Raw genomic sequence first — 21,723 nt, 5'->3', positions numbered from 1 at the left:
GGCGATCGGGCAGCCCGGATGCAAACTTTTTTCGGCGACGTGCCGGCTGGCAGCGCCTCAACCCTGCCCGGCCGCCTGCACCGTCACCCAGTAACGGCTGCGCCGGCTCACCCGCACCGGCAGCACGCTGGGCAGCATTGCCAGGATGCGGTCGGTGTCGTCCAGCGGGAACACGCCGGAGACGCGCAGGCTGCCCACCTGCGGGTCGCAGCGCAGCAGCCCGGCGCGATAACGGTCGAGTTCGGCGATGAAGGCATCCAGGCGCCACTCGTCGGCGATCAGCTGCCCGCGTACCCAGGCCGCGGCCTGTGCATCGACCGGCGCGATGGCACCAAGCGCGTCGGCCGTAAACCGACACTGCTCCCCTGCCTGCACGCGCCCGACGGCCTGCGCGGCCGCATGTGGCCGCACCTCCACCGCGCTTTCCAGCACGCTCAGCCGGGTGTCGTGTTCGTCCTGGCGCACGCAAAAGCGCGTGCCCAATGCACGGATATCGCCCTGCGCGGTGCGCACCAGCAGCGGGCGCGCGTCGTGATCCGCGCCCAGCGCATGCGCGGTGGTCACCATGATCTCGCCGGCCAGCAGCTGCAGCAGCCGCTGCTGTGCGTCGAACCGCACATCGATGGCGCTGCGCGTGTTGAGGGTGATGCGGCTGCCGTCCTGCAACTGCACCTCGCGGCGCTGGCCGGTCGCGGTGGCGTAATCGGCGGTGGCGCGCTGCCAGCGTTCGGTGCGCGAGGCCAGCACGCCGGTGGCCCCGGCTACCCCGCCCCACAGCAGCAGATTCAGCGCCTTGCGCCGGCCAGGCGATGCCTGGCCGTTGCTGCCCGCATACGGCGACAGGCTGCGATAGGCCGCCTGCGGGGTCAGCGTCTTCAGCCGCCCGGTCACCGCCTCGATATGCGCCCACGCCCGCGCGTGGTCCGGATGCGCATCGCGCCACTGTTGCCAGCGCTGCAGCTGCGCCTGGCTCGCGGTGCCGGACATCAGCACCGTCAGCCATTGCGCGGCCTGGTCGGCGACCTCGGCGCTGATCGGTTGCCCGCCGGCCAGCGGCGCGCGCTGGCCGGCAGCGGTGCGCGCACGAGGTGAAGCGGCATCAGCCATCCGTGCAGCTCACGCCGACAGGGCGAACAGGCAATGCCGGTTGGCACGCGTGAGGTATTGCTTGACCGAGCTGCTGGACACGCCCAGCCGTTGCGCGATCTGCGCGTAGCTCAGCTCCTGCAGATGCGCCAGCAAAAAGGCTTCCTTCACCTTGGGCGGCAGGCCATCCAGCGCCTGGTCCACCTGCTGCACCGCTTCCAGCGCCAGCACTTGCAGCTCCGGCGACGGCGCCAATTCCTCCGGCAGCGCAGCCAGCAGTTCCAGGTAGCTGGTTTCCAGCAACTTGCGCCGCTGCCGGTGCGCCATCAGCCGGCGCGCGATGGTGGCCAGGAACGGGCGCGGCTCGCGGATCTCGTCGGCGGCGCCCGCGCTGATCACGCTGATGAAGGTGTCCTGCGCCAGGTCGGCAGCCACGAACGCGTCGCCCAGCTTGCGCCGCAGCCAGCCCTGCAGCCAGCCATGGTGGTCGGTGTACAGGCGCTCCACCTGCTGATGAAGCGCGCCTTGCGTGACCGACACGATGACCTCCTGGACGGCTGGACCCAGGCGGAAACGCGCCCGGCGATAAATGAGAATTGATCTCATTCTAGCGGAAGCCGGCGACGTATGCAGGCGCGGCCGCCGGCCACTCCCGTCGCGCAAGTCGAGGACTTGGGGGCGTTGACGCCCACGGCGACCCGGCAGTGGCCTGGCCAAGCCTTCAATATCTGGGTGTTTCGTGCGATGAGCGGAGGCCAAGTGGCTTGACTGGCCAGGCTTCAGGCAATAAAAAAGCCCGCTTGCAGCGAACTGCCAGCGGGCTTTGCTCCCTCCCCCACGTCGGGATGCAGGATCATAGTGCGCGCCCCGAACGCCACTTGCACGCTGCACTGCAAAACAACACCAGGCAGTACAGAACTGGCGCTTTTTCCTTCACACCGCACTGGCGCGCGGCGACCTCAGCGCAGCAGATCGGGCTGGGCCTGGTACCACTCCGGTGCACGCAGCAGATGCCATTCCGGGGTCTGGCCGCGCAACCCCACCGCTGCGCTCAACATGCCCCAGCGCGCGAGCAGACTGCCGCTGCGTTGGCTGCCCTGCAAACGCAGGCGCGCATCCACCTGGAAGCGTTGGTTGCGCGCCTGCAAACGATCGACGATGACGGTGTCGCCCTGCCAATGCACGCGCCCGGTCACCTGCGCCTGGCCTGCATCCACCAGCCGCAGCATCCAGTTCGGAATCGAACGGTCGCGCGCGTACAGCGCCATCAGGAACGCCAGATCGCGCACCTGGATGCGCACGCGTCCATCCACACCAACCGGCTGGTGCCATTGCATGCGGGTGTCCTCCAGCACGATGCGCGCCCACCAGCCATCGCGCCGCTGACCATCCGGCCCGGTGAATCCGATATTGCGCAGCTGGATGGTGCTGGCGTCGAGGCGAAAGTTTTCCGCACGCAGATTGCCGCGTTGCAAGCGCAGATCCGCATCCACATCGCCACGCAGTGCCAGGCCGGCAAACTGCAGCCGCGCCGCACGCGCACCGATACGCAGGCCGCCCTTGCCGATACGCCCGCCGGGTTCGATCTGCAGATCGCCACTGAGCACACCGTTGCCGCCATCGAAACGCAGTTGCTGCTGCGGCAGATAGCGGTTGTAGGCACGCAGATCCGGCACGCGCGCATTGGCGAACACCAGATGCGCGCGCGTGGCGTCGCGCAGCGTGGCCAGGTTGCGTGCATCGGCGCGCGTCTGCAGATCCAGACGCAGATCGCGGCCCTGCACGAACGGGCGCGTGGGCGCATCGCTGTGCGCAATGGAGAACTGCTGCATCTGCAAGGCAAGTGCCGGCAGCAGCTGCCCGCTCGCATCGGCGCTCACCCGCAGGTCGGCACTGGCCTGCCCATCGATCGCATGCCCCATCACGCCGACATGCGCACGCACGTGCGGCACCTGCAGGCGACTGCCGGCACCGAGCTGGCCGCGATCGATGCGCAGATCCGCATCCACCAGTCCGTCGCCGTCCAGCGTCAGCCAGTCCACGTCCGGGAACAGCGCAGGAATCCAGCTCAGCGAAGACAGCTGCCAGTGCAGGCGCGCATGCCCGGAGGTGCGCGGCAGCAGGCTGCGCATCGATTGCAGCGGCAGCTGCCGGCCCTGCACGCGCAGATCCGCATCCAGGGTCAGCCCGGCATCGGCCGGCTCGGGCATGCTCACCTGCAGGCGCATGTCCTGCTCCACCTGCAGTTGCGCTGCAAGTTCGCCCAGCAGGGCGGCTGGCGTGCGCGTGCTGTCGTGTAGTGGAGCGCGCCATTGCAGCTGGCTGCCGGGCTGCAAGGCGCCACGTATCCAGCGCAACTGCCCATCCGCACGCCCCGTGCCGGCGCGTGTGGCGAGCGTGTGGCGCCCCTGCGCATTGCGTACGACATCCAGTGCCGCGGTGTCGCCATGCACGCTCACCTGTGCATCGGCAAGCTGCAGCATGGCCAGCCCACGTGCCTGCTCCGGCGCATGCCGCGCGATGCTGGCTTCGATGCGCAGCTGGCCGTTGCGCAGCACTTCGCTGTCACCCCAGCGCATGCGTGCGTTGTCGAAGCGCGCCTGCGAGGGAAACACTTCCATCGGCCCGCCACGCAACTGCTTGAACAGACCGAGCTGCAGCTGACCATCGCCTTCGATCCGCAGCTGACGCAGCGTCACTGCCTGCACCTGATCGGCGACGATGCGGTCGAACTGCAGGGTCCAGGCCGGAGCGGTCGATGCGGGACCTGCGGGTGCGCCAGCGGTATTGGCGACCCCGGCGGATGGCGGCATGCGGGCGGCTGCGCCGGTCGTCCGTGCGGGCGGCGGCGTGCTCGCCGCGACGTCTGGGGTGCGTGTGGGTGGCTTGTCCTGCGCGGTCGTTGGCGGCGGCGTACCGGCTGCGTCAGCCGGCGCTGCGGCAGCGACTTGCGTGTTCGGCGCTGTCCCCGGCGCTGGCGTCGCCACGGTACCGGCTGTGGGTACAGCCGCCTGCATTCCGCCGCGCACCCCGTGCGCATGCAGCTCCGGCACCAGCAACTGCCGATGCAGCAACGGCAACAGCCGCACCTGCCCGCTCATGCGCTGCGCGCTGACGTTCCAGCGGGTGCGTGTGGAGCGGCCTTGCAACTCCACCTTCCACAGCGTCAGCCGGCCCGGCCACCAGGTCACTGCCGGGCCCCAGTGCATGGTGAACCGGTCCGGCTTGCGATTGAGCGCGGCCGGCCCGAGTGGCGTGTTGAGCAACAGGTTGCCGAGCAGCAGATAGCTTGCGTACACCACCAGTAACGCCAGCAACGGCCAACGCACCGGGCGGGGCAAGGTCTGCCAGCGGGCGCGAACAGGCATCGTCATGACGGCAGGCTCCTGAAGACCGCGCACGCGGCGTGGCGCAGTGTGCCAAGGAAACCGTGAGCGCGGTGCGCAGCGGCGATTGCGGCTGGGCACCGGCAGGCTGCCCGGTGTGCATGGATGTCCTACACGGCCGGCAGTGTGCGCACGCCTCGTCGAAGACGGCAAAGCTGGCCGCAATACGCAAGCTCAAACCACGAGCCGCTTACTTCGCCTTCGACACCGCCGGCAACAGCCCCGGCTGCGCGTCGTACCACTCGCGCGCGCCGGCCAGATGCCACTGGCGCTGCTTGCCATCGAGTTCGATCCCGGCGCCCAGCACGCCCCAGCGCAGATACAGATCGCCGCGCCGCTGCTCATCGTTCAAGGCCAGCCTTGCACGCAGCGACAGCCGCGCATTCTCCGCATGCAGGTCGTCGATCAGCAACTGCTGCTTGCGCCAACGCACCCTGCCGGTGGCGTCGAGCTCGCCCGAATCCAGCAAGCCCAGTACCCAGCGCGGATAGTCGGCACGTTGCGCAAACACCGACAGCAGCGGCGCGACATCGCGCATGCGGATCGCCGCATCGGCATCCACCTGGAACGGTGCGCTGGCCTGGATGGTGCCGGCACCGACCTGCATCTGCCCCCACCAGTTGGCATCGCTGCTGTCGTCGCCCACACGCATATTGCGCAGGCGCACGCGCGTGCCGCTGAGGTCGAAGAACTTGTTCTTGAAATCGGCACGCTGCAGCTGCGCCTGCAATTCGGCATCGCCACGCATCTGCACGCCGGCCAGCGCCAGGTGCGCGCCCTGCCCGCGCAGGTTGGCGTGGCCGCTGCCCACATCGCCGGCGGCATTGAGCGCCACATCGCCGGTCAGGCTGCCGCTGCCGCCGAGCAGGCGCACGTTCTTGCCGGGCAGGTAACGGTTGTAGACGGTGAGATCGGGAACGCGCGCATCGCTGAAACGCAGCTGCGCCTTGAGCGTGTCGCGCAGGCGCGCCAGTTCGGCATCGCCATGCATGGCCAGCTGCAGATCGCGGCCGTCCAGCAGGACCTGCCTGGGCGCATCGCGCGGTGCGGCCTTGAAGGTGGGGATGCTCACCTCCAGATGCGCCTGCGGCGTGGCGGCATCGTCGATGCGTCCATGCGCCTTGGCGATACCGGCCAGCCGCGTATCGAACACCTGCGCCACCGCCTCCACACGTGGAATCTCCAGGCTGCTGCCGCTGGCGAGCCGGCCCTGCGCCAGCCGCAGGTCGGCCTCGACCAGGCCGCCGCCTGCGAGCTGGAACCAGGGCTTGCGCACGAACAGCTCGGCGATCCAGTTCAGCGATTCGAACTGCCAGCGTCCGCGCACCTGCCCGGACAGGCGCGGCAGTACCTGCGCAGGATCCTGGAAGGGAATGCTGCGTCCGGCGATGCGCAGATCGGCCTGCAGTTCGCTGCCCGTCTTCTCGTCGCGCGGCAGGCGTGCCTGCACACGGATGTCGCGCGCCACGTCCAGCTGCAGCGCCAGCATGCCGCGGTCGGTCGCGCCGACGCCGGCCATCAACGGCAGACGCCAGACCGCATGGCTGCCCTCCTGCAGGGTGCCGCGATCCAGCGTGATGTCGGCCTCCACCCGCGCCGCGGACGGCCCGCTGCGGATGTCCACGTGCGGCGCGCCGGTGTCGATCTTCAACGCCACGGTCGCCGCCTTCAGCTGCAGGCGCGCATGGGTAATGCCGAGCTTGCGCAGGCCCGGCGCCTGGTCGCGGTAATGGCGCGGAAACTGGAATTGCGTATCCAGCTGCGCGCCATTGAACACCTGCACCCCGTCATAGCTGACCACCGCATCGCGAAAGCCCGCTTCGGAGGGAAACAGCTCCGACGGGCCGCCCTTGAGCTGCTTGAGGAAGCCGACGCTGCCGTGGCCCTGCCCGGCGATCAGCAGCTTGCCCAGGCGCGCACTGCGGATGCTGTTGCTGGTGATCGCATCGAAGCGCAGCGTCCAGCCCTGATCGCCGCGCGGCGGTGGCGGAATGGGCGTGTCGGAGGTTTCCACTTCCGCTTCCAGGCCGGTGGCATGCAGCCAGGGCAGACGCACCTCACGCCGCAACAGCGCAAGCAAGGCCACGCGCGCATTGGCGCGGTCGGCGTGAAACACGTACACGGTGCGGTTGGCCTGCCCGCGCATGCGCACGTTCCAGGCCATCACCTGCCCCGGAAACACGGTCAGTGCCGGGCCGGTCTGCATGGTGAATTTATGCGGCTGCCGGTTGGTGACGGCATCGAACAGCGGCGTGTTGAGAAACAGGTTGCCGGCCAGCAGATACAGCGCATACAGCGCCACCAGCACGACCACTGCGATGCGCCCTGGCCGGGGCCAGCGCTGGAAGCGGTCGCGAAGAGAGGACATGGGCGCAGGCAGAAGTCGAGTCTGTCGCCACTATCGCGGTTGCGCTGGCGGCGAGGCGTGAACATGGCCGGTAGCGCATCACCGTATCCGCTGCACGGCAGCTGGGGAAGCGTTGACGATTAGTGCTACAGCGCAGCAGTGCACAGGACTTGCCGGCACACGCTCGCCAGACGACCGCCGGCCTGCCAGCGGCGACGCCAACGCCAGGCTCCATACGCAGAAACGAAGGCGGATGAAGCGTCGATGTGTTGCCCCAACCGACCCGCCACGCAACAGCCCGCTTCGCACGCAGTTGCGGCCATCCGCACCATTGCATTGCACCATGGTCGCAGCGCGGCCGACGCATGCAGCGGCGATAATGGCAGTCCCCTGTCCCGCTGTGCCGCCATGTCCGACGAACGCATCCTGTACGCGCCGCTGCGCGAGCGCCTGGTTTCTGCCGAGGCCGCTGCCGCATTGATCCAGCCCGGCGAGACCGTGGCGATGAGCGGCTTCACCGGCTCCGGTTACCCCAAGGCGGTGCCGATGGCGTTGGCACAGCGCATCGAAGCGGCGCATCTGCAGGGCCAGCCATTCCAGATCAAGCTGATGACCGGCGCATCCACCGCGCCGGAACTGGACGGCGCGCTGGCCAAGGCCGACGGCATCGCCATGCGCATGCCGTTCCAGTCCGACCCGGACGCGCGCCAACGCATCAACGCCGGCACGCTGGACTATATCGACATCCATCTCAGCCACGTCGCCCAGCACGTGTGGTTCGGCTTCTACGGGCAGATCGACACCGCCGTGGTGGAAGTCTCGGCGATCCGCGCCGACGGCAGCCTGGTGCCGTCCACCTCGATCGGCAACAACAAGACCTGGCTGGACCTGGCCAGCAAGGTGATCATCGAAGTCAACGATTGGCAGCCGGCCGGCCTGGATGGCATGCACGACGTGTACTACGGCACTGCGCTGCCGCCGCAGCGCAAGCCGATCCCGTTGATCCACGGCGACGACCGCATCGGCGAGCCCAGCCTGCGCTGCGATCCGGACAAGATCGTGGCAGTGGTGCGCACGCATGGCCCGGACCGCAACAGCCCGTTCGCTGCCGCCGACGACAGCAGCGAAAGCATCGCCGAGCACCTGATCGCGTTCCTGCGCCATGAAGTGGACAAGGGCCGGCTGCCGGCCAGTCTGCTGCCGCTGCAATCGGGCGTGGGCAATATTCCCAATGCGGTGCTGGCGGGGCTTGCACGCAGCGGCTTCCGCGACCTGGAAGCGTTCACCGAAGTGATCCAGGACGGCATGCTCGCGCTGCTGCGCGATGGCGTGCTGCGCTATGCCTCGTGCACCGGTTTTGCGCTCAGCCCGGAGGGCAACGAGGAGTTCAAGCGCAATATCGATTTCTACCGGCAGCGCATCATCATGCGCACGCAGGAGATTTCCAATCATCCGGAGCTGGTGCGCCGGCTCGGCTGCATCGGCATGAACGGCATGATCGAGGCCGACCTGTACGGCAACGTCAATTCCACCCACGTGATGGGCAGCCGCATCATGAACGGCATCGGCGGTTCCGGCGACTTTGCCCGCAACGGCTTCCTGTCGATCTTCCTGAGCCCCAGCATCGCCAAGGCCGGCAGCATCTCGTCGATCGTGCCGATGGTCAGCCATGTCGACCACACCGAACACGATGTCTCGGTGATCGTCACCGAACAAGGCCTGGCCGATCTGCGCGGCCTCACACCCAAGCAACGCGCACGCCAGTTGCTCGATCACTGCGTACACCCGCGCTACCGCGATGCGCTGGAAGATTATGTGGCGCGCGCCAATCGCGACAGCTATGGCAAGCACACCCCGCATCTGCTGACCGAGGCGCTGTCGTGGCATCAGCGCTGGTTGGAGACGGGGGATATGTTGGGGTGAGCGGGGATTTGGGAATCGGGAATCGGGAATCGGGAATCGGGAATCGGGAATCGAGAGTTGTAGCCCAGCGTGACGGTGTTGCTAGAGAGATCGGAGCACGGTCGTCGTGCCGGTGTTTAACGCTTCGCGAACTTCATTGCTGGCGTCGACATGCTGCGACATCGCGATGTCACGGATGTGGCGGATAACGTTTCTGCCCGCTCGCATTCGGCGGCAGGACGGCTCTCTCCCCCTCCTGCCGCTGGGCGCGACGGGTCACCACTGGGTGGTGTCCAATCCGTCGGGCCGGCTCCCTGCGCCGGCCCGGCGTTCTCGTTCTGGAACGGCCATCAGCACGCCTGCGCTTGTGTTCATTGCCAGGCTGCTCGAGAGAGCTTCTCCCTTCTCCCGGCGGGAGAAGATGGCGCGTAGCGCCGGATGAGGGTACGCGCGAAGCCTCGTGTTCTCACCCCACCGCCTCGCCGATCACGCAGCTTCGGCAACCCGCCTTGCGCGACGTGCGCGCACGGCCGTCGCCAGGCGCTCGAGCACCTGCACCGAGGCGTCCCACCCCAGGCAGCCGTCGGTGATGCTCTGGCCGTAGGTCAGTGCGCAGCCGGGCACCAGTTCCTGGCGTCCGCCGACCAGGTGGCTTTCCACCATGACGCCGACGATGCGGGTCTCGCCGCCTTCCAGTTGCGTGGCGATATCGTCGATGACCTTGGGCTGGTTCTCGGGATTCTTGCCGCTGTTGGCGTGGCTGGCGTCGATCATCAGCCGCGCCGGCAAGCCGGACGTGTTGAGCACCTGGCTGGCCGCTTCCACATTGGCCGCGTCGAAGTTGGGCTGCTTGCCGCCACGCAGGATCACGTGGCAATCCGGGTTGCCTGCGGTCGCGGCCACCGCAGTGTGGCCGTCCTTGGTCACGGCCAGGAAATGATGCGGGTGCGAGGCCGCACCCACCGCGTCCACCGCAATCTTGACGTCGCCGCCGGTGCCGTTCTTGAAGCCCACCGGGCACGACAATCCCGAGGCCATTTCGCGGTGCACCTGGCTTTCGGTGGTGCGCGCGCCGATCGCGCCCCAGGCCACCAGGTCGGCGATGTACTGCGGCGAGATGATGTCGAGGAATTCCACACCGGCCGGCAGGCCGAGGTTGTTGATGTCGCGCAGCAGACCGCGCGCCACCCGCAGGCCCTTGTTGATCTGGAAGCTGCCATCCAGATCCGGATCGTTGATCAGGCCCTTCCAGCCGATGGTGGTGCGCGGCTTTTCGAAGTACACCCGCATCACGATCTCCAGCGCGTCGCCGAATTGCTCGCGCAGCGGGCGCAGGCGGTGCGCGTAGTCCATCGCCGCGACCGGATCGTGGATCGAGCAGGGCCCGATCACCACCGCCAGGCGGTCGTCACGGCCATGCAGGATCTCGTGCAGCGCGGCACGCGAATTGGTCACGGTTTCGGAGGCGCGCTCGTCGCAGGGCAGCAGCGACAGCAGCTGCGAGGGCGGTGCAAGGGCTTCGATCTTGCGGATACGCAGGTCATCGGTCACAGGCGGCATAACAGTGTCTCGGTGGGCGGTGTTGCATCAGGGAGCCAGGCGCGGCGGCAACAAAAAAGCCGCCAGTGTGCGCTGGCGGCTTTTCGGGAATGCTGCTGAAGATTTCTTCAGGGTGAGCGCAATCCGTCCTCCGCCAGCGGCATCGGAAAACCGTAGTACCAAAAGTAAAACTGGCTGCGGGGTGCGTTCATTGAGTGCATTGATACCACGCACGTTTGGCCGTTGCCACTGTTTCATCGGCAACGGAACGTTGCAGCAGTGCCAATGCGGGGGGCCTGCAGGCGGCATGTGTCGCGCCGACCACCACGGCGCACGACAAGCTGGGCGAACCGATGCGCGGCATTACCACGCGCGCGCTGGCAGGCCGGGCTCGCGTACGGCTTGCCTGCGCAGGTGGCATCGACCATGCATAGCACGCCACGGCGCTCTGCCGTGACGTGCGATGCGGCCAGCACCTTCAATCAGAACGTAAACACATATTCCGCCGCCACTTCGCGGCCGATCGGGTTGAACAAGGTGGTGTTGTAGAAGCCGTAACCGTAGAAGCGCTCCTTGTTCTCGTAGCCCACTTCGTTGAACACGTTGTTGACGTAGAAGTTGACCTTGGCGTGGTCGGTGATCCTGTAGCCGGTGCTGAGGTTCCAGTAGATCGCCGGGCCGACGCGGCCGAAGTAGCGCTTGCTGCTCTCGCCCAGATGCACGTTGGCGGTGTCGGTGACCACGCATGCGTCCGAGGCACTGGGTTGGTAGCCGTCGTCGAAGCGCTCGCAGGTGCCCCAGTTGACCGCGCGCATGGAGCCGAGCTGGCGGAAGTACACCGTCCAGTCCCAGGCGCCGCCGTTGTCCCAATGCACGCTGCCCCGCACACGGCTGCGCACGCGTTCGTCGCGACGGTTTTCATCGCTGTCGGTGCGGTAGATCTGCTCGCGATAGGCCAGCAGGTTGTTGTAGTCCAGCGACAACTGGAAGTTGCCCCAACCCGCCGTGGCAAGCCGGTATTTCAGCGAGGCGTCAATGCCCGAGGTTTCCATCTGCGCCAGGTTGATCGGGCCGCGCTCGATACTGGCGATGGTGCCATCGGCATTGCGCAACACGCGCGAGGTGATGGTGTCGCAATAGCCGGCGCCGCCGGGATTGTTCCAGGCGCCGCCGCTGATGGTGGTGCCGGTGCGGCAGCCGGCTTCGGCCGAGAGGATCTCGTCGCGGTCCAGATCCTTGATCATTTCCTCCAGCTCGATGCGGTAGTAATCCACGCTCAGCGACAGGCCCTGCACGATGTCCCACACCACCCCGCCGGTGAAGGAGCGGCCGGTTTCCGAGCGCAGATCCGGCGTGCCGCGACGGTTCACGTCCACGGTGTAGTAGATGTTGCTGTTTTCGTCGTTGCAGCCGCCAGTGAGATACGCACCGGTGGCGATGCAGCGGTACTGGTCGATCACGGTCTGGTTGGTGGAGCTGGGTTCGCCGAGCACGTAATGCATGTCCGGCGCGCGGAAGCTGGTGGCCAGCGTGCTGCGCACCAACAGGCTCTCGACCGGTCGCCACTCCAGACCCGCGCTCCAGGTGGTGTCGCTTTGGGTGCCGACATCGGTCGGAATCGCCGCCGAAGAACGGTAACTGCCATAGCGATCGTAGCGGCCGGCGACATTGGCGCTCAACGTCGACAGCAGCGGAATCTGCAATTCCAGCCCGGCCGAACTGCGCGTGCGCTCGCCGCCGCCACTGTCCACCACATCGACCGGATAGCACTCGTTGGCGCAGGGATCGGGCGACAGCTGGTAGCCCTGTTTGGCGACTTCGGCCACGGTGGCGAAGCGGATCGGCCCGGCCCAGCCCTGCACCAGATCGCCGCTCAGGCTGAAGCTGGCCTGGTTCACCCACGAATACGCCGAGTTATGCGATTTGGCAACCAGCTCGTCGTACTCGCTCGAGGACAGCGGTGCATACAGGCGCGCCTGGTTGATCGCATAGATGGGCGTGCCGTCGGCGGCGCTGCCGGTGGGGCTGCCGAGGAAATAATCGGTGGCGCGGGCGGTGTCCACGGTGCGTACGTATTCGTCCACCGTGTAGCGCGAGCGGCCCACGCTCAGCTCCCAGTCGAAGCGGTCGGCCCACACGCCACGCAAGCCGGCGCTCAGGTCCCAGGACTGCTCCTTGTTGTAGTTGGCCAGCCGGTCCCAACCACCGGCCTCGCGCCGGGTGAGCTGCCGGATCGCGTACAGCGAGCGGCCGGTGTCGGCGTCCTGGAACGGGCCCAGATACACGTACGGCGGGTCGTAGGTCCAGCGGCCGATACTGCGGTTGGCCGACAGCGTGGCCCAGGCTTCGGTGTGCTCGCCGAACTTCCAGGTGCCGTAGAGATAGGCCGAGTAGTCCTCGCTGCCGGTGACCAGCCCCCAGTCGCCGTAATCGCGCGCCACGCCGCAGTAATCGCCGGCGTTGGTGACCACCCCGGTGTTCTGGTTGTAGCTCAGCCGCTGCCCGTCGATGAATTCGCCGCCGAAGCGCGCGCAGGTGCCGGCGGGCGGTGCAAGGCGTTCGTTGGTGTTGGCATCGACCAGGCTCAGGCCGGTGAACGGGTTGAAGCCGTAGCGGCGGTTCTGCCCGGTCCAGTTGGAGTAGGCCATGTCGTCGGAATCGTCCATCTCGGGGCGATCGCGCCCGCTCAACGGATCGCGCCGGGTGGCCTGCAGCGCGTAGGTCAGGCTCCAGTTTTCGCCGGTGCGCCCGCCGGCCCAGGACACGTCGAAGCTGTCGCGGCCGCCTTCGGTGGCAGTGCCGCCGCGCAGCCGCACCTGGTCGCCCTGGTAATCGCGTTTGAGGATCACGTTGACCACGCCGGCCACCGCGTCCGAGCCGTAGATCGCCGAGGCGCCGCCGGTCAGGATGTCGATGCGCTCCACTGCCGCGGACGGGATGTTGCTGTAGTTGGAAAAGTTGCTCTCGCCGCCGTACGGCAGCGGGTAGTCGGCCACGCGGTGGCCGTTGACCAGCAGCAGGGTGCGGCCCGGGCCCAGGTCGCGCAGGTTGATCGGCGAGGCGTTGGGCGTATGCGAGCCCCATTGCGTATCGGCCTCCACCGAGCCCTGCTGGTTCATGCTGTTGAGCACGTCGTAGACGGTGGCAAAGCCCTCCTGCTGGATCTGCTGCGCAGAGATGGTGACCACCGGTTGCGCGCCCTCGACCTGCGCGCGCTTGATGCGCGAGCCGGTGACGCTGACCGCGTCCAGGGTGGAGGTGGCGCGCGGTTGCTCCGGCTCGGCCTGCTGGGCCGCCGCCGACGGTGCGATGGCGCCGGTCAGGGCGAGGGACAAGGAAATCGACAAGGCAAGGCGATGACTGCGGCAGTTCATAAGATCCCCGGGAGAGGCCGGCATGGCCGGCGTGGCGTTCCACTGCAACGACGCCTGCGAGCGATGCACCGCATCGCCGCCCCCTGTCCGATGGCCCCCCGACCGTTCGGCGCAAGCGCCTGCCCAGCGACGCTAGGTTGGCGCTGACATCGATGTCAACACACTGTCATGCAAGTGTGATGGGGTTCGCGATCCACGCGATGGCACGCACGTCGACACGGTTGGGGCCGCGAACCGATTGCGCAAGCCAATGGCATCGCCCCTGCGTAGGAGCGCACCCGGGCGCGACTGGGGCATTCCCGGTGAAGCCCCTTCGCGCCCTGGGGCGCTCCTACGGGGTCATGGGGTTTGCGTGGCCATGCAAACACGGTCGAGGCCGCGAACCGATTGCGCAAGCCAATGGCATCGGCCCCGCGTAGGAGCGCACCCGGGCGCGATTGGGGCATTCCCGGTGAAGCTCCTTCGCGCCCTGGGGCGCTCCTACGGGGTCATGGGGTTTGCGTGGTTATGCACGCGTGGGTTCGACACGGTCGAGTTCGCGAACCGTTGGCCGCATCGGTGCCCGGTAGGAGCGCACCCGGGCGCGATTGGGGCGTTCCCGATAAAGCCTCTTCGCGCCCAGGGGCGCTCCTACGGGTCATGATGGGGTCTGCGTGGCCACGCACGACCTCTTGCGGCATCCACGACCGCCCACAAAAAAACCCCGCCTTTCGGCGGGGTCCTTTTTTGCTGCAACAGCCGAGTGGCGTGGATCAGAAATCCATGCCGCCCATGCCACCGCCGGCCGGCATCGCCGGCTCGTCCTTCTTCGGTGCATCGGCCACCATGGCTTCGGTGGTGATCATCAGGCCGGCGATCGAGGCTGCGTTCTGCAGCGCCGAGCGGGTGACCTTGGTCGGATCCAGGATGCCGAACTCGACCATGTCGCCGAACTCGCCGTTGGCCGCGTTGTAACCGTAGTTGCCGGTGCCTTCCTTGACCTTGTTCAGGATCACGGACGGCTCTTCGCCGGCATTGGCCACGATTTCGCGCAGCGGGGCTTCCATCGCGCGCAGGGCGATCTGGATGCCGTGGGTCTGGTCTTCGTTGGCACCGGTCAGGTTACCGACGGCCACCAGCGCACGCACCAGGGCCACACCGCCGCCCGGGACCACGCCTTCTTCGACGGCTGCACGGGTGGCGTGCAGGGCGTCTTCGACGCGGGCCTTCTTTTCCTTCATTTCGATTTCGGTCGACGCGCCGACCTTGATCACTGCAACGCCACCGGCCAGCTTGGCCACGCGCTCCTGCAGCTTCTCGCGGTCGTAATCGGACGAGGTGTCTTCGATCTGGGTCTTGATCTGGCCAACGCGGGCTTCGATCGTGGCCGAGTCGCCGGCGCCGTCGATGATGGTGGTGTTCTCCTTGGAGACCTGCACCTTCTTCGCGCGGCCCAGGTCCTTGATCGTGGCCTTCTCCAGCGCCAGACCCACTTCCTCGGAGATCACGGTGCCGCCGGTCAGCACGGCCATGTCTTCCAGCATCGCCTTGCGACGGTCGCCGAAGCCCGGTGCCTTGACGGCCACGACCTTGACGATGCCACGGATGGTGTTGACCACCAGGGTGGCCAGCGCTTCGCCTTCGACTTCTTCAGCGACGATCAGCAACGGCTTGCCGGCCTTGGCCACGCCTTCCAGCACGGGCAGCAGGTCGCGCACGTTGGAGATCTTCTTGTCGTGCAGCAGGATGAACGGGTCGTCCAGGTCGGCCGACTGGCTCTGCTGGTTGTTGATGAAGTACGGGGAGAGGTAGCCGCGATCGAACTGCATGCCCTCGACCACGTCCAGCTCGTTTTCCAGGCCCGAGCCTTCTTCAACGGTGATCACGCCTTCCTTGCCGACCTTCTGCATCGCTTCGGCAATGATGTTGCCGATCGATTCGTCCGAGTTGGCCGAGATGGTGCCGACCTGGGCAATTGCCTTGTCGTCGGTGGTGGGCTTGGAGATGTTCTTCAGCTCGACGACGGCGGCCTTGACGGCCTGGTCGATACCGCGCTTGAGGTCCATCGGGTTCATGCCGGCGGCCACGGCCTTGGCGCCTTCGCGGATCAGGGCCTGGGCCAGCACGGTGGCAGTGGTGGTGCCGTCGCCAGCGTTGTCGTTGGTCTTGGAAGCGACTTCCTTGACCATCTGCGCGCCCATGTTCTCGAACTTGTCAGCCAGTTCGATTTCCTTGGCGACGGAGACGCCGTCCTTGGTGATGGTCGGCGCGCCGAAGCTCTTTTCGAGCACGACGTTGCGGCCCTTCGGGCCCAGGGTGGCCTTGACGGCATTGGCAAGCACGTTGACGCCACGAACCATGCGGGTACGTGCGTCTTCACCGAAACGAATGTCTTTAGCAGCCATTTGTATGTAACTCCGGAAATGGGGAATAGGGAATGGGGAATCGGTAGATCAACAGCGTGAATCGGGGCGGGGCGGGATGGCGAAGGGCGTTAGCCGCTTTGCCCATTCCCGATTCCCAACTCCCGATTCCCGGCGCATAGCGCCTGATCAGCCGATGACCGCCAGGATGTCGTCTTCGCGCAGTACCTTGTACTCGACGCCTTCGGACTTGTAGCTGCTGCCGGCGTACTGGCCGTAGATGACCTTGTCGCCGACCTTGACCACCGGCGCGCGCAGGCTGCCGTTGTCCAGGGGCTTGCCGGCGCCGATGGCGACGACTTCACCCTTGGTGGACTTTTCCTTGGCGGAGTCCGGGATCACGATGCCGCCGGCGGAAACTTCGTCGGCTTCGATCGGCTTGACTACAACGCGGTCGTGAAGCGGCTTGATGCTCATAGAGAAAGACCCTCTTAAGTGATTGATTGGTCTGGAAATTGTCGGCAATGTTAGCACTCGTATGTGACGACTGCCAGCACAGCGCGCGGAAAAAACCCGACAGAGCGGGTGCGGGCCAGAGATTGTGCTGTGTGGCCAGCTTTCAAGGGCTGGGGGCAAAAAATTTTCGCCGGGCAGTTCCATGCCAGGACCGCGACGCGGCCGACACGACCTGGCGCGCATTGCCGCGCCGGCGACGGTCAGCCGGGTGGGAACCGGGCTGCGCAATCGCCAGCTGCGCCTGAGACCGGCTACCGAGCCACTGGCACGCCGGACGGTGCGCACCGAGCAGTCGCCGGAGCAGCCGCTCTAAAAATGGAACCAGGTTCCACCGATTGTCATGCGCACGTTTTACAGTCGGCCACGCATTCCCCGATCACAAGGAGCTGTCGATGAGGTTGCCGTCCCCTGCCCGTGCTTTCCCCTTGCGCTGGTCCCCCAGCTGCGCGCTTCCCCTGGCCTGTGCGCTAGCGCTGGCCGTCCCTACCGCCCACGCGGCGGTGTTCATCAACGAACTGCATTACGACGACGCAGGCGCCTCCGGTGACAGCGGCGAAGGGGTGGAAGTAGTGGCCACCGCCGGCGAATCGCTGAGCGGCTACCGCATCTATCTGTACAACGGCAGCACACCGGGCGCGGCCACGGTCTACGCCAATACGGCGGTGCCGGCCGGCAGCCTGGTCAGCTGCGGCAGCCAGGTGCGCGTGGCCACGGTCGGCTACGCCAGCAATGGCGTGCAGAACGGGCCCAACGACGGGGTGGCGCTGGTCGACCCCAACGGGCAGCTGGTGCAGTTCCTCAGTTACGAAGGCGCCATCACCGCCAGCGGCGGCCCTGCCGCCGGCATCACCAGCCAGAACCTGCCGGTCAGCGAGAGCAACAGCAGCGCGGTCGGCAGTTCGCTGCAACTGACCGGCACCGGCAGCAGCGCGTCCAACTTCAGCTGGGCCGGCTCGTCGGCGCAGACCTTTGGCGCGTGCAACCGCGGCCAGAGCTTCAACGGCAGCGGCGGTGGCGGCGAGACCGGCGCGGCACCGACGATCACCAGCACCACCCCGACCCAGGGCGCGACCGGCTTTCCCGCCGCCGGCGACCTGAGCGTGGGCTTCAGCGAGGCGGTGACGCTGAGCAGCGGCGCCTTCGCACTGAGCTGCGCCAGCTCCGGCACGGTGGCGCTGAGCTACCCGACCAGCGGCACCCGCTTCAGCCTGTCCACCAACACCGCCTTGGTCGGTGGCGAGCGCTGCACCCTGGCGATCACCGCCAGCGCCATCCGCGATGCCAGCGGGCTGAGCCCGGCCGCCAACCAGTCGATCGCCTTCACCGTGGCCACCGCCAGCGGCGGCGGCACCGGTTACTATTCGCGGGTCAACACCGCCAATGCCAGCCAGTTGCGCTGTTCGCTGCACACCGTGATCAAGGGCCACACGGTCTATCCGTACAGCGGCTCGGGCACCAGCACCTGGACCATCCTGGAGATGGCCGACGAGGATCCCAACAACAGCGGCCGGATTCTGGACGCCTACCGCAACCGCAGCTACGCCAAGGGCAGCGACCGTGCCGGCACCGGGAGCGGGCTGACCTACAACCGCGAGCACACCTGGCCCAACTCGCTGGGCTTCGGCAGCGCCAGCGGCGACAAGGGGCTGCCGTATGCGCCCTACACCGATACCCACATGCTGTATCTCACCGACACCGCCTTCAACGCCGACCGCGGCAACAAGCCCTACGCGGCCTGCACCAGCAGCTGCGGCGAGCGGGTCACCGAAGTCAATGACGGCAGTGGCGGCGGCAGCGGGCGCTATCCGGGCAATTCCAACTGGGTGCGCACCCCGGATGGCAACGGCGGCACCTTCGAGGTATGGGGCAAGCGCAAGGGCGACATGGCGCGTGCGGTGATGTACATGGCGATCCGCTATGAAGGCGGCACCGACGCGGCCACCGGGCAGTCCGAGCCGGACCTGGAACTCACCGACGACCGCAGCAAGATCGTGCAGACCTCGGCTTCGCCCGCCTATATGGGCCTGTTGTCCACGCTGCTGGCCTGGCACCAGGCTGACCCGCCGGACGATGCCGAGCGGGCGCGCAACCAGGTGATCTTCAGCTTCCAGGGCAACCGCAACCCGTTCGTGGATCACCCCGAATGGGCGACCTCGAGCCTGTTCACCTCGGCCAAGCCGGCCAGCTGCCAGCTGGCCAATTGATCCGGCCCGGCCCGGTGCCCCAGGCGCCAGGCCGGGAGACGGCCTGCAGCGGCAATCCACATGCCCGCTCGCGCAGCAGGCGCGCGAGCCGTCGGCCTGCGACATTCAACATCAGCGGGCAGGCGCAGGACCGGTATCGCCGGCCAGCCGCCAGGCTCAGCGAACTTGACGCCCTGTTCCGGAATCTGCGGTCGATCCCCCGCAAACAGGGGATTACACTGCGCGGTCACATGAGCGCCTCTTCCCTCCATCTGTTGTTCAGCACCTGTCCGGATGCCGACAGCGCCGAGCGCATTGCGCGCGTGCTGCTGGACGAGCGTCTGGCCGCCTGCGTCACCCAGTTGCCCGGCGTGCAGTCGCTGTACCGCTGGAACGGGGCGATCGAGCGCAGCCAGGAAGTGCAGCTGTTGATCAAGACCTGGGAAGACCGCCTGCCGGACGCCATCGCGCGGCTGCAGGCGCTGCATCCGTATGAACTGCCGGAGGCGATCGCGGTCCAAGCCAGCGCCGGGCTGCCGGCGTATCTCGATTGGGTCCGGGCCGAAACCCGCAAGGAATCCTGACGTCCATGAAGTCTCTGTCCCGCTGGATCGCCCGCTGCGCATTGCTGGCCGTACCGTTGCTCGCCGCGCCGCTGGCGCTGGTGGCGCCCCTGCCCGCGCAGGCCGCGGTCACCGAGGCCGACCTGCTGCCGGTGGATCAGGCCTTCACCCTGAGCGCCACCGCCGATAGCCGCGACAGCATCACGCTGCACTGGAAGATCGCGCCGGGCTATTACCTGTATCGCCACCGCATCAGCGTCAAATCCGGGCAAGGCTTTGCCGCCGGCGAGCTGGCGCTGCCGGAAGGCGAGAGCAAGCACGACGAGTTCTTCGGCCAGGTGCAGACCTACCGCAAGCAGCTGCAGGCAAGGCTGGCCGGCAAGGCCGATGCCGGGTTGCAGACCGCCGTGCTGCAGGTGCAATACCAGGGCTGCGCCGACGCCGGCGTGTGCTACCCGCCGCAACGCCGCGAGCTGCGCGTGCGCCTGCCCGATGCCTCGGCTCCCGCCGCGACGCCCGCCACCCCACGCGAAAACCTGGGCGCACTGGTGCCGCGCGCACCGGCAGGCCCGCGGCTGTTCGGCAGCACCGGCCAGGCCGCCGGCGTGGACGCACTGCCGCTGCCGGCCGAGCAGGCCTTCACCTTCGAAGCCATCGTCGGCGACGGCAACAGCCTGCTGCTGCGCTTCACCCCCGCGCCCGGCTATTACATCTACCGCGACCGCACCTCGCTGGCGCTGGAAGGCGCCGGCGGCGTGCGTCCCGGGCTGCCGCGCTGGCCGCAGGGCAAGGCGCACCGCGATGAGCACTTCGGCGATGTGGTGGTGTATTTCGACCAGGCCGAAGTCACCTTGCCGCTGCTGCGCGAGCATGCCGAACCGGTCAAGGCGACCCTGGTGGCGACCTTCCAGGGCTGCCAGACCGATGGCATCTGCTACCCGCCGATGACCCGTCGGGTGGCGCTGGAGTTGCCCGCCGGCACGGTGTCGCCGCAGAACCAGGCGCAGGCGGCGCCGCTGATGATCTCGCCGCTGCCGGCCGGGCAGCTGCCTGCGGAACCGGCGCCGGCACCGACGCCCGCGGCGACTGCAGCGCCGGCCGCAGATGCCTCGGCCGACAATCCGCAGCGCACCCAGCCGCCGCACACCGACAAGGGCTTGCTGGCCATGCTGGTGCTGGCCCTGCTCGGCGGGCTGGTGTTGAACCTGATGCCCTGCGTGCTGCCGATCCTGTCGCTGAAGGTGCTGGGCCTGGCCCACAGCGGCGAGAGCCGCAGCCACGCGCGCAGCCATGCGATCTGGTATTCGCTGGGCGTGCTGGTGTCGTTTGCGGCGATCGGCGCGCTGGTGATCGGCCTGCGCGCGGCCGGCCAGGCGGCCGGCTGGGGCTTCCAGCTGCAGCAGCCGTGGTTTGTCGCGGCGCTGGCCTATCTGATGTTTGCGGTGGGCCTGAGCCTGTCGGGCGTGTTCACGCTGGGCAGCAATCTGGGCGGCATCGGCCAGTCGCTGGCAGCGCGCAATGGCCCGCTGGGTGATTTCTTCACCGGCGTGCTGGCCTGCGTGGTGGCCAGCCCCTGCATCGCCCCGTTCATGGGCACCGCACTGGCGTATGCCTTCACCGCCCCGGCGCTGCTGGCGATGCTGGTGTTTCTGGCGCTGGGCCTGGGCCTGGCGCTGCCGTTCCTGCTGATCGGCTTCATTCCCTCGCTGGCGCGGCGGCTGCCCACGCCTGGCGCGTGGATGGAAACGCTCAAGCAGGTGCTGGCGTTCCCGATGTATCTCACTGCGATCTGGCTGCTGTGGGTGCTGGGCAAGCAGCGCGGCGTGGACGCGCTGGCGCTGATGCTGGTCGGCGCCACCCTGCTGGCGCTGGGCCTGTTCTGCTTCGAGCGCAGCCGCTGGAAGAGCCATCGCATCGGCATGGGCCTGGCCGCGGTGATGCTGGTGCTGGCGATCGTGCCGGTGGTCGGGGTCACCCGCCTGCGCCTGCCGGCCGCCACTGCCGCCGAAGGCGTAGTGGCGTTCTCGCCGCAGTTGCTGGACCGCCTGCGCGCCGACAACCGCGTGGTGTTCGTCAACATGACCGCCGACTGGTGCGTGACCTGCAAGGCCAACGAGAAGAACGTGCTGAGCAGCGCCGACTTCCGCGACGCACTGCGCCGCGTCGACGCGGTCTACATGAAAGGCGACTGGACCAATGTCGACCCCAGGATCAGCGCCTTCCTCGACCAGCACCAGGCCGTCGGCGTGCCGCTGTACGTGGTCTACGGCCCCGGCGCGCCGCCGGCGGTGCTGCCGACCGTGCTGACCAACGCGATCACCGAGGATGCGTTGCTGCGCGCGGCTAGGTGAGCCGGTCGGTCAGACCCGCGGGCCGGCACGCCGGCTCGAACGGCGGCCCGATGCATGGACGGCATGGGTCGATGATGAAGGGAACGAGCGCCGATCGGCGCTGAAGTGGCTGGATGCCGGCGAACACCAGCCGG

The 21,723-nt window shown here is 67.6% G+C and carries 12 protein-coding genes and 2 pseudogenes; 4 read left to right on the top strand and 10 right to left on the bottom strand.

Annotated features, from left to right (window positions below; genetic code table 11):
- Positions 1 to 57: 57 nt before the first annotated feature.
- From AC06DU_RS02710 to AC06DU_RS02690, 5 genes and pseudogenes are all read right to left on the bottom strand, one after another.
- Positions 58 to 1,107, bottom strand: a complete 1,050-nt coding sequence (locus tag AC06DU_RS02710) for a FecR domain-containing protein (protein ID WP_478203476.1) — start codon at positions 1,105 to 1,107, stop codon at positions 58 to 60.
- 9 nt (positions 1,108 to 1,116) lie between these two features.
- Positions 1,117 to 1,626 carry a sigma-70 family RNA polymerase sigma factor gene (locus tag AC06DU_RS02705; protein WP_065032200.1) on the bottom strand — a complete coding sequence of 170 codons (510 nt, stop codon included), beginning with the start codon at positions 1,624 to 1,626 and terminating at the stop codon, positions 1,117 to 1,119.
- Positions 1,627 to 2,045: 419 nt separating this feature from the next.
- Positions 2,046 to 3,836, bottom strand: a pseudogene (locus AC06DU_RS02700) (hypothetical protein); the annotation flags it as partial.
- Positions 3,837 to 4,054: 218 nt separating this feature from the next.
- Positions 4,055 to 4,460: pseudogene (locus AC06DU_RS02695) on the bottom strand (hypothetical protein); the annotation flags it as partial.
- A gap of 202 nt (positions 4,461 to 4,662) precedes the next feature.
- Positions 4,663 to 6,840, bottom strand: coding sequence for a translocation/assembly module TamB domain-containing protein (locus AC06DU_RS02690; protein WP_478203474.1), 2,178 nt, complete (start codon positions 6,838 to 6,840; stop codon positions 4,663 to 4,665).
- 387 nt (positions 6,841 to 7,227) lie between these two features.
- On the opposite strand from AC06DU_RS02690, the gene AC06DU_RS02685 reads away from it, so the two are divergent.
- Positions 7,228 to 8,742 carry an acetyl-CoA hydrolase/transferase family protein gene (locus tag AC06DU_RS02685; RefSeq protein WP_478203472.1) on the top strand — a complete coding sequence of 505 codons (1,515 nt, stop codon included), beginning with the start codon at positions 7,228 to 7,230 and terminating at the stop codon, positions 8,740 to 8,742.
- A 465-nt stretch (positions 8,743 to 9,207) separates the two neighbouring features.
- Here AC06DU_RS02685 and AC06DU_RS02680 read toward each other — a convergent pair whose 3' ends face one another.
- The 5 genes from AC06DU_RS02680 to AC06DU_RS02660 form a co-directional block, all read right to left on the bottom strand.
- Positions 9,208 to 10,281 carry a 3-deoxy-7-phosphoheptulonate synthase gene (locus tag AC06DU_RS02680; RefSeq protein WP_046345560.1) on the bottom strand — a complete coding sequence of 358 codons (1,074 nt, stop codon included), beginning with the start codon at positions 10,279 to 10,281 and terminating at the stop codon, positions 9,208 to 9,210.
- Positions 10,282 to 10,308: 27 nt separating this feature from the next.
- Positions 10,309 to 10,518 (bottom strand): hypothetical protein, encoded by a 210-nt coding sequence (locus AC06DU_RS02675; RefSeq protein ID WP_126750501.1) that lies wholly within the window; start codon positions 10,516 to 10,518, stop codon positions 10,309 to 10,311.
- 224 nt (positions 10,519 to 10,742) lie between these two features.
- The gene (locus tag AC06DU_RS02670) at positions 10,743 to 13,634 is read right to left on the bottom strand and encodes a TonB-dependent receptor plug domain-containing protein (protein ID WP_478203470.1); all 2,892 of its coding nucleotides are present in this window, start codon (positions 13,632 to 13,634) and stop codon (positions 10,743 to 10,745) included.
- Positions 13,635 to 14,386: 752 nt separating this feature from the next.
- Positions 14,387 to 16,018 (bottom strand): chaperonin GroEL, encoded by a 1,632-nt coding sequence (gene groL / locus AC06DU_RS02665; protein ID WP_478203468.1) that lies wholly within the window; start codon positions 16,016 to 16,018, stop codon positions 14,387 to 14,389.
- Positions 16,019 to 16,165: 147 nt separating this feature from the next.
- The gene (locus tag AC06DU_RS02660; RefSeq protein ID WP_003483210.1) at positions 16,166 to 16,453 is read right to left on the bottom strand and encodes a co-chaperone GroES; all 288 of its coding nucleotides are present in this window, start codon (positions 16,451 to 16,453) and stop codon (positions 16,166 to 16,168) included.
- A gap of 431 nt (positions 16,454 to 16,884) precedes the next feature.
- Between AC06DU_RS02660 and AC06DU_RS02655 the strand changes: the two genes are divergently transcribed.
- From AC06DU_RS02655 to AC06DU_RS02645, 3 genes are all read left to right on the top strand, one after another.
- Positions 16,885 to 18,696, top strand: coding sequence for an endonuclease (locus AC06DU_RS02655; RefSeq protein WP_434982196.1), 1,812 nt, complete (start codon positions 16,885 to 16,887; stop codon positions 18,694 to 18,696).
- Between the two features lie 230 nt (positions 18,697 to 18,926).
- Positions 18,927 to 19,259, top strand: a complete 333-nt coding sequence (gene cutA, locus AC06DU_RS02650; RefSeq protein WP_024940554.1) for a divalent-cation tolerance protein CutA — start codon at positions 18,927 to 18,929, stop codon at positions 19,257 to 19,259.
- A 5-nt stretch (positions 19,260 to 19,264) separates the two neighbouring features.
- Positions 19,265 to 21,589 (top strand): protein-disulfide reductase DsbD family protein, encoded by a 2,325-nt coding sequence (locus AC06DU_RS02645; protein ID WP_478203466.1) that lies wholly within the window; start codon positions 19,265 to 19,267, stop codon positions 21,587 to 21,589.
- The last annotated feature ends 134 nt before the right edge of the window (positions 21,590 to 21,723 follow it).

It is taken from the genome of Xanthomonas sp. NCPPB 3200, from assembly GCF_056393585.1.
Note: the sequence above shows the minus strand (reverse complement) of the source record. Positions and strands in the feature narration are given on the sequence as shown.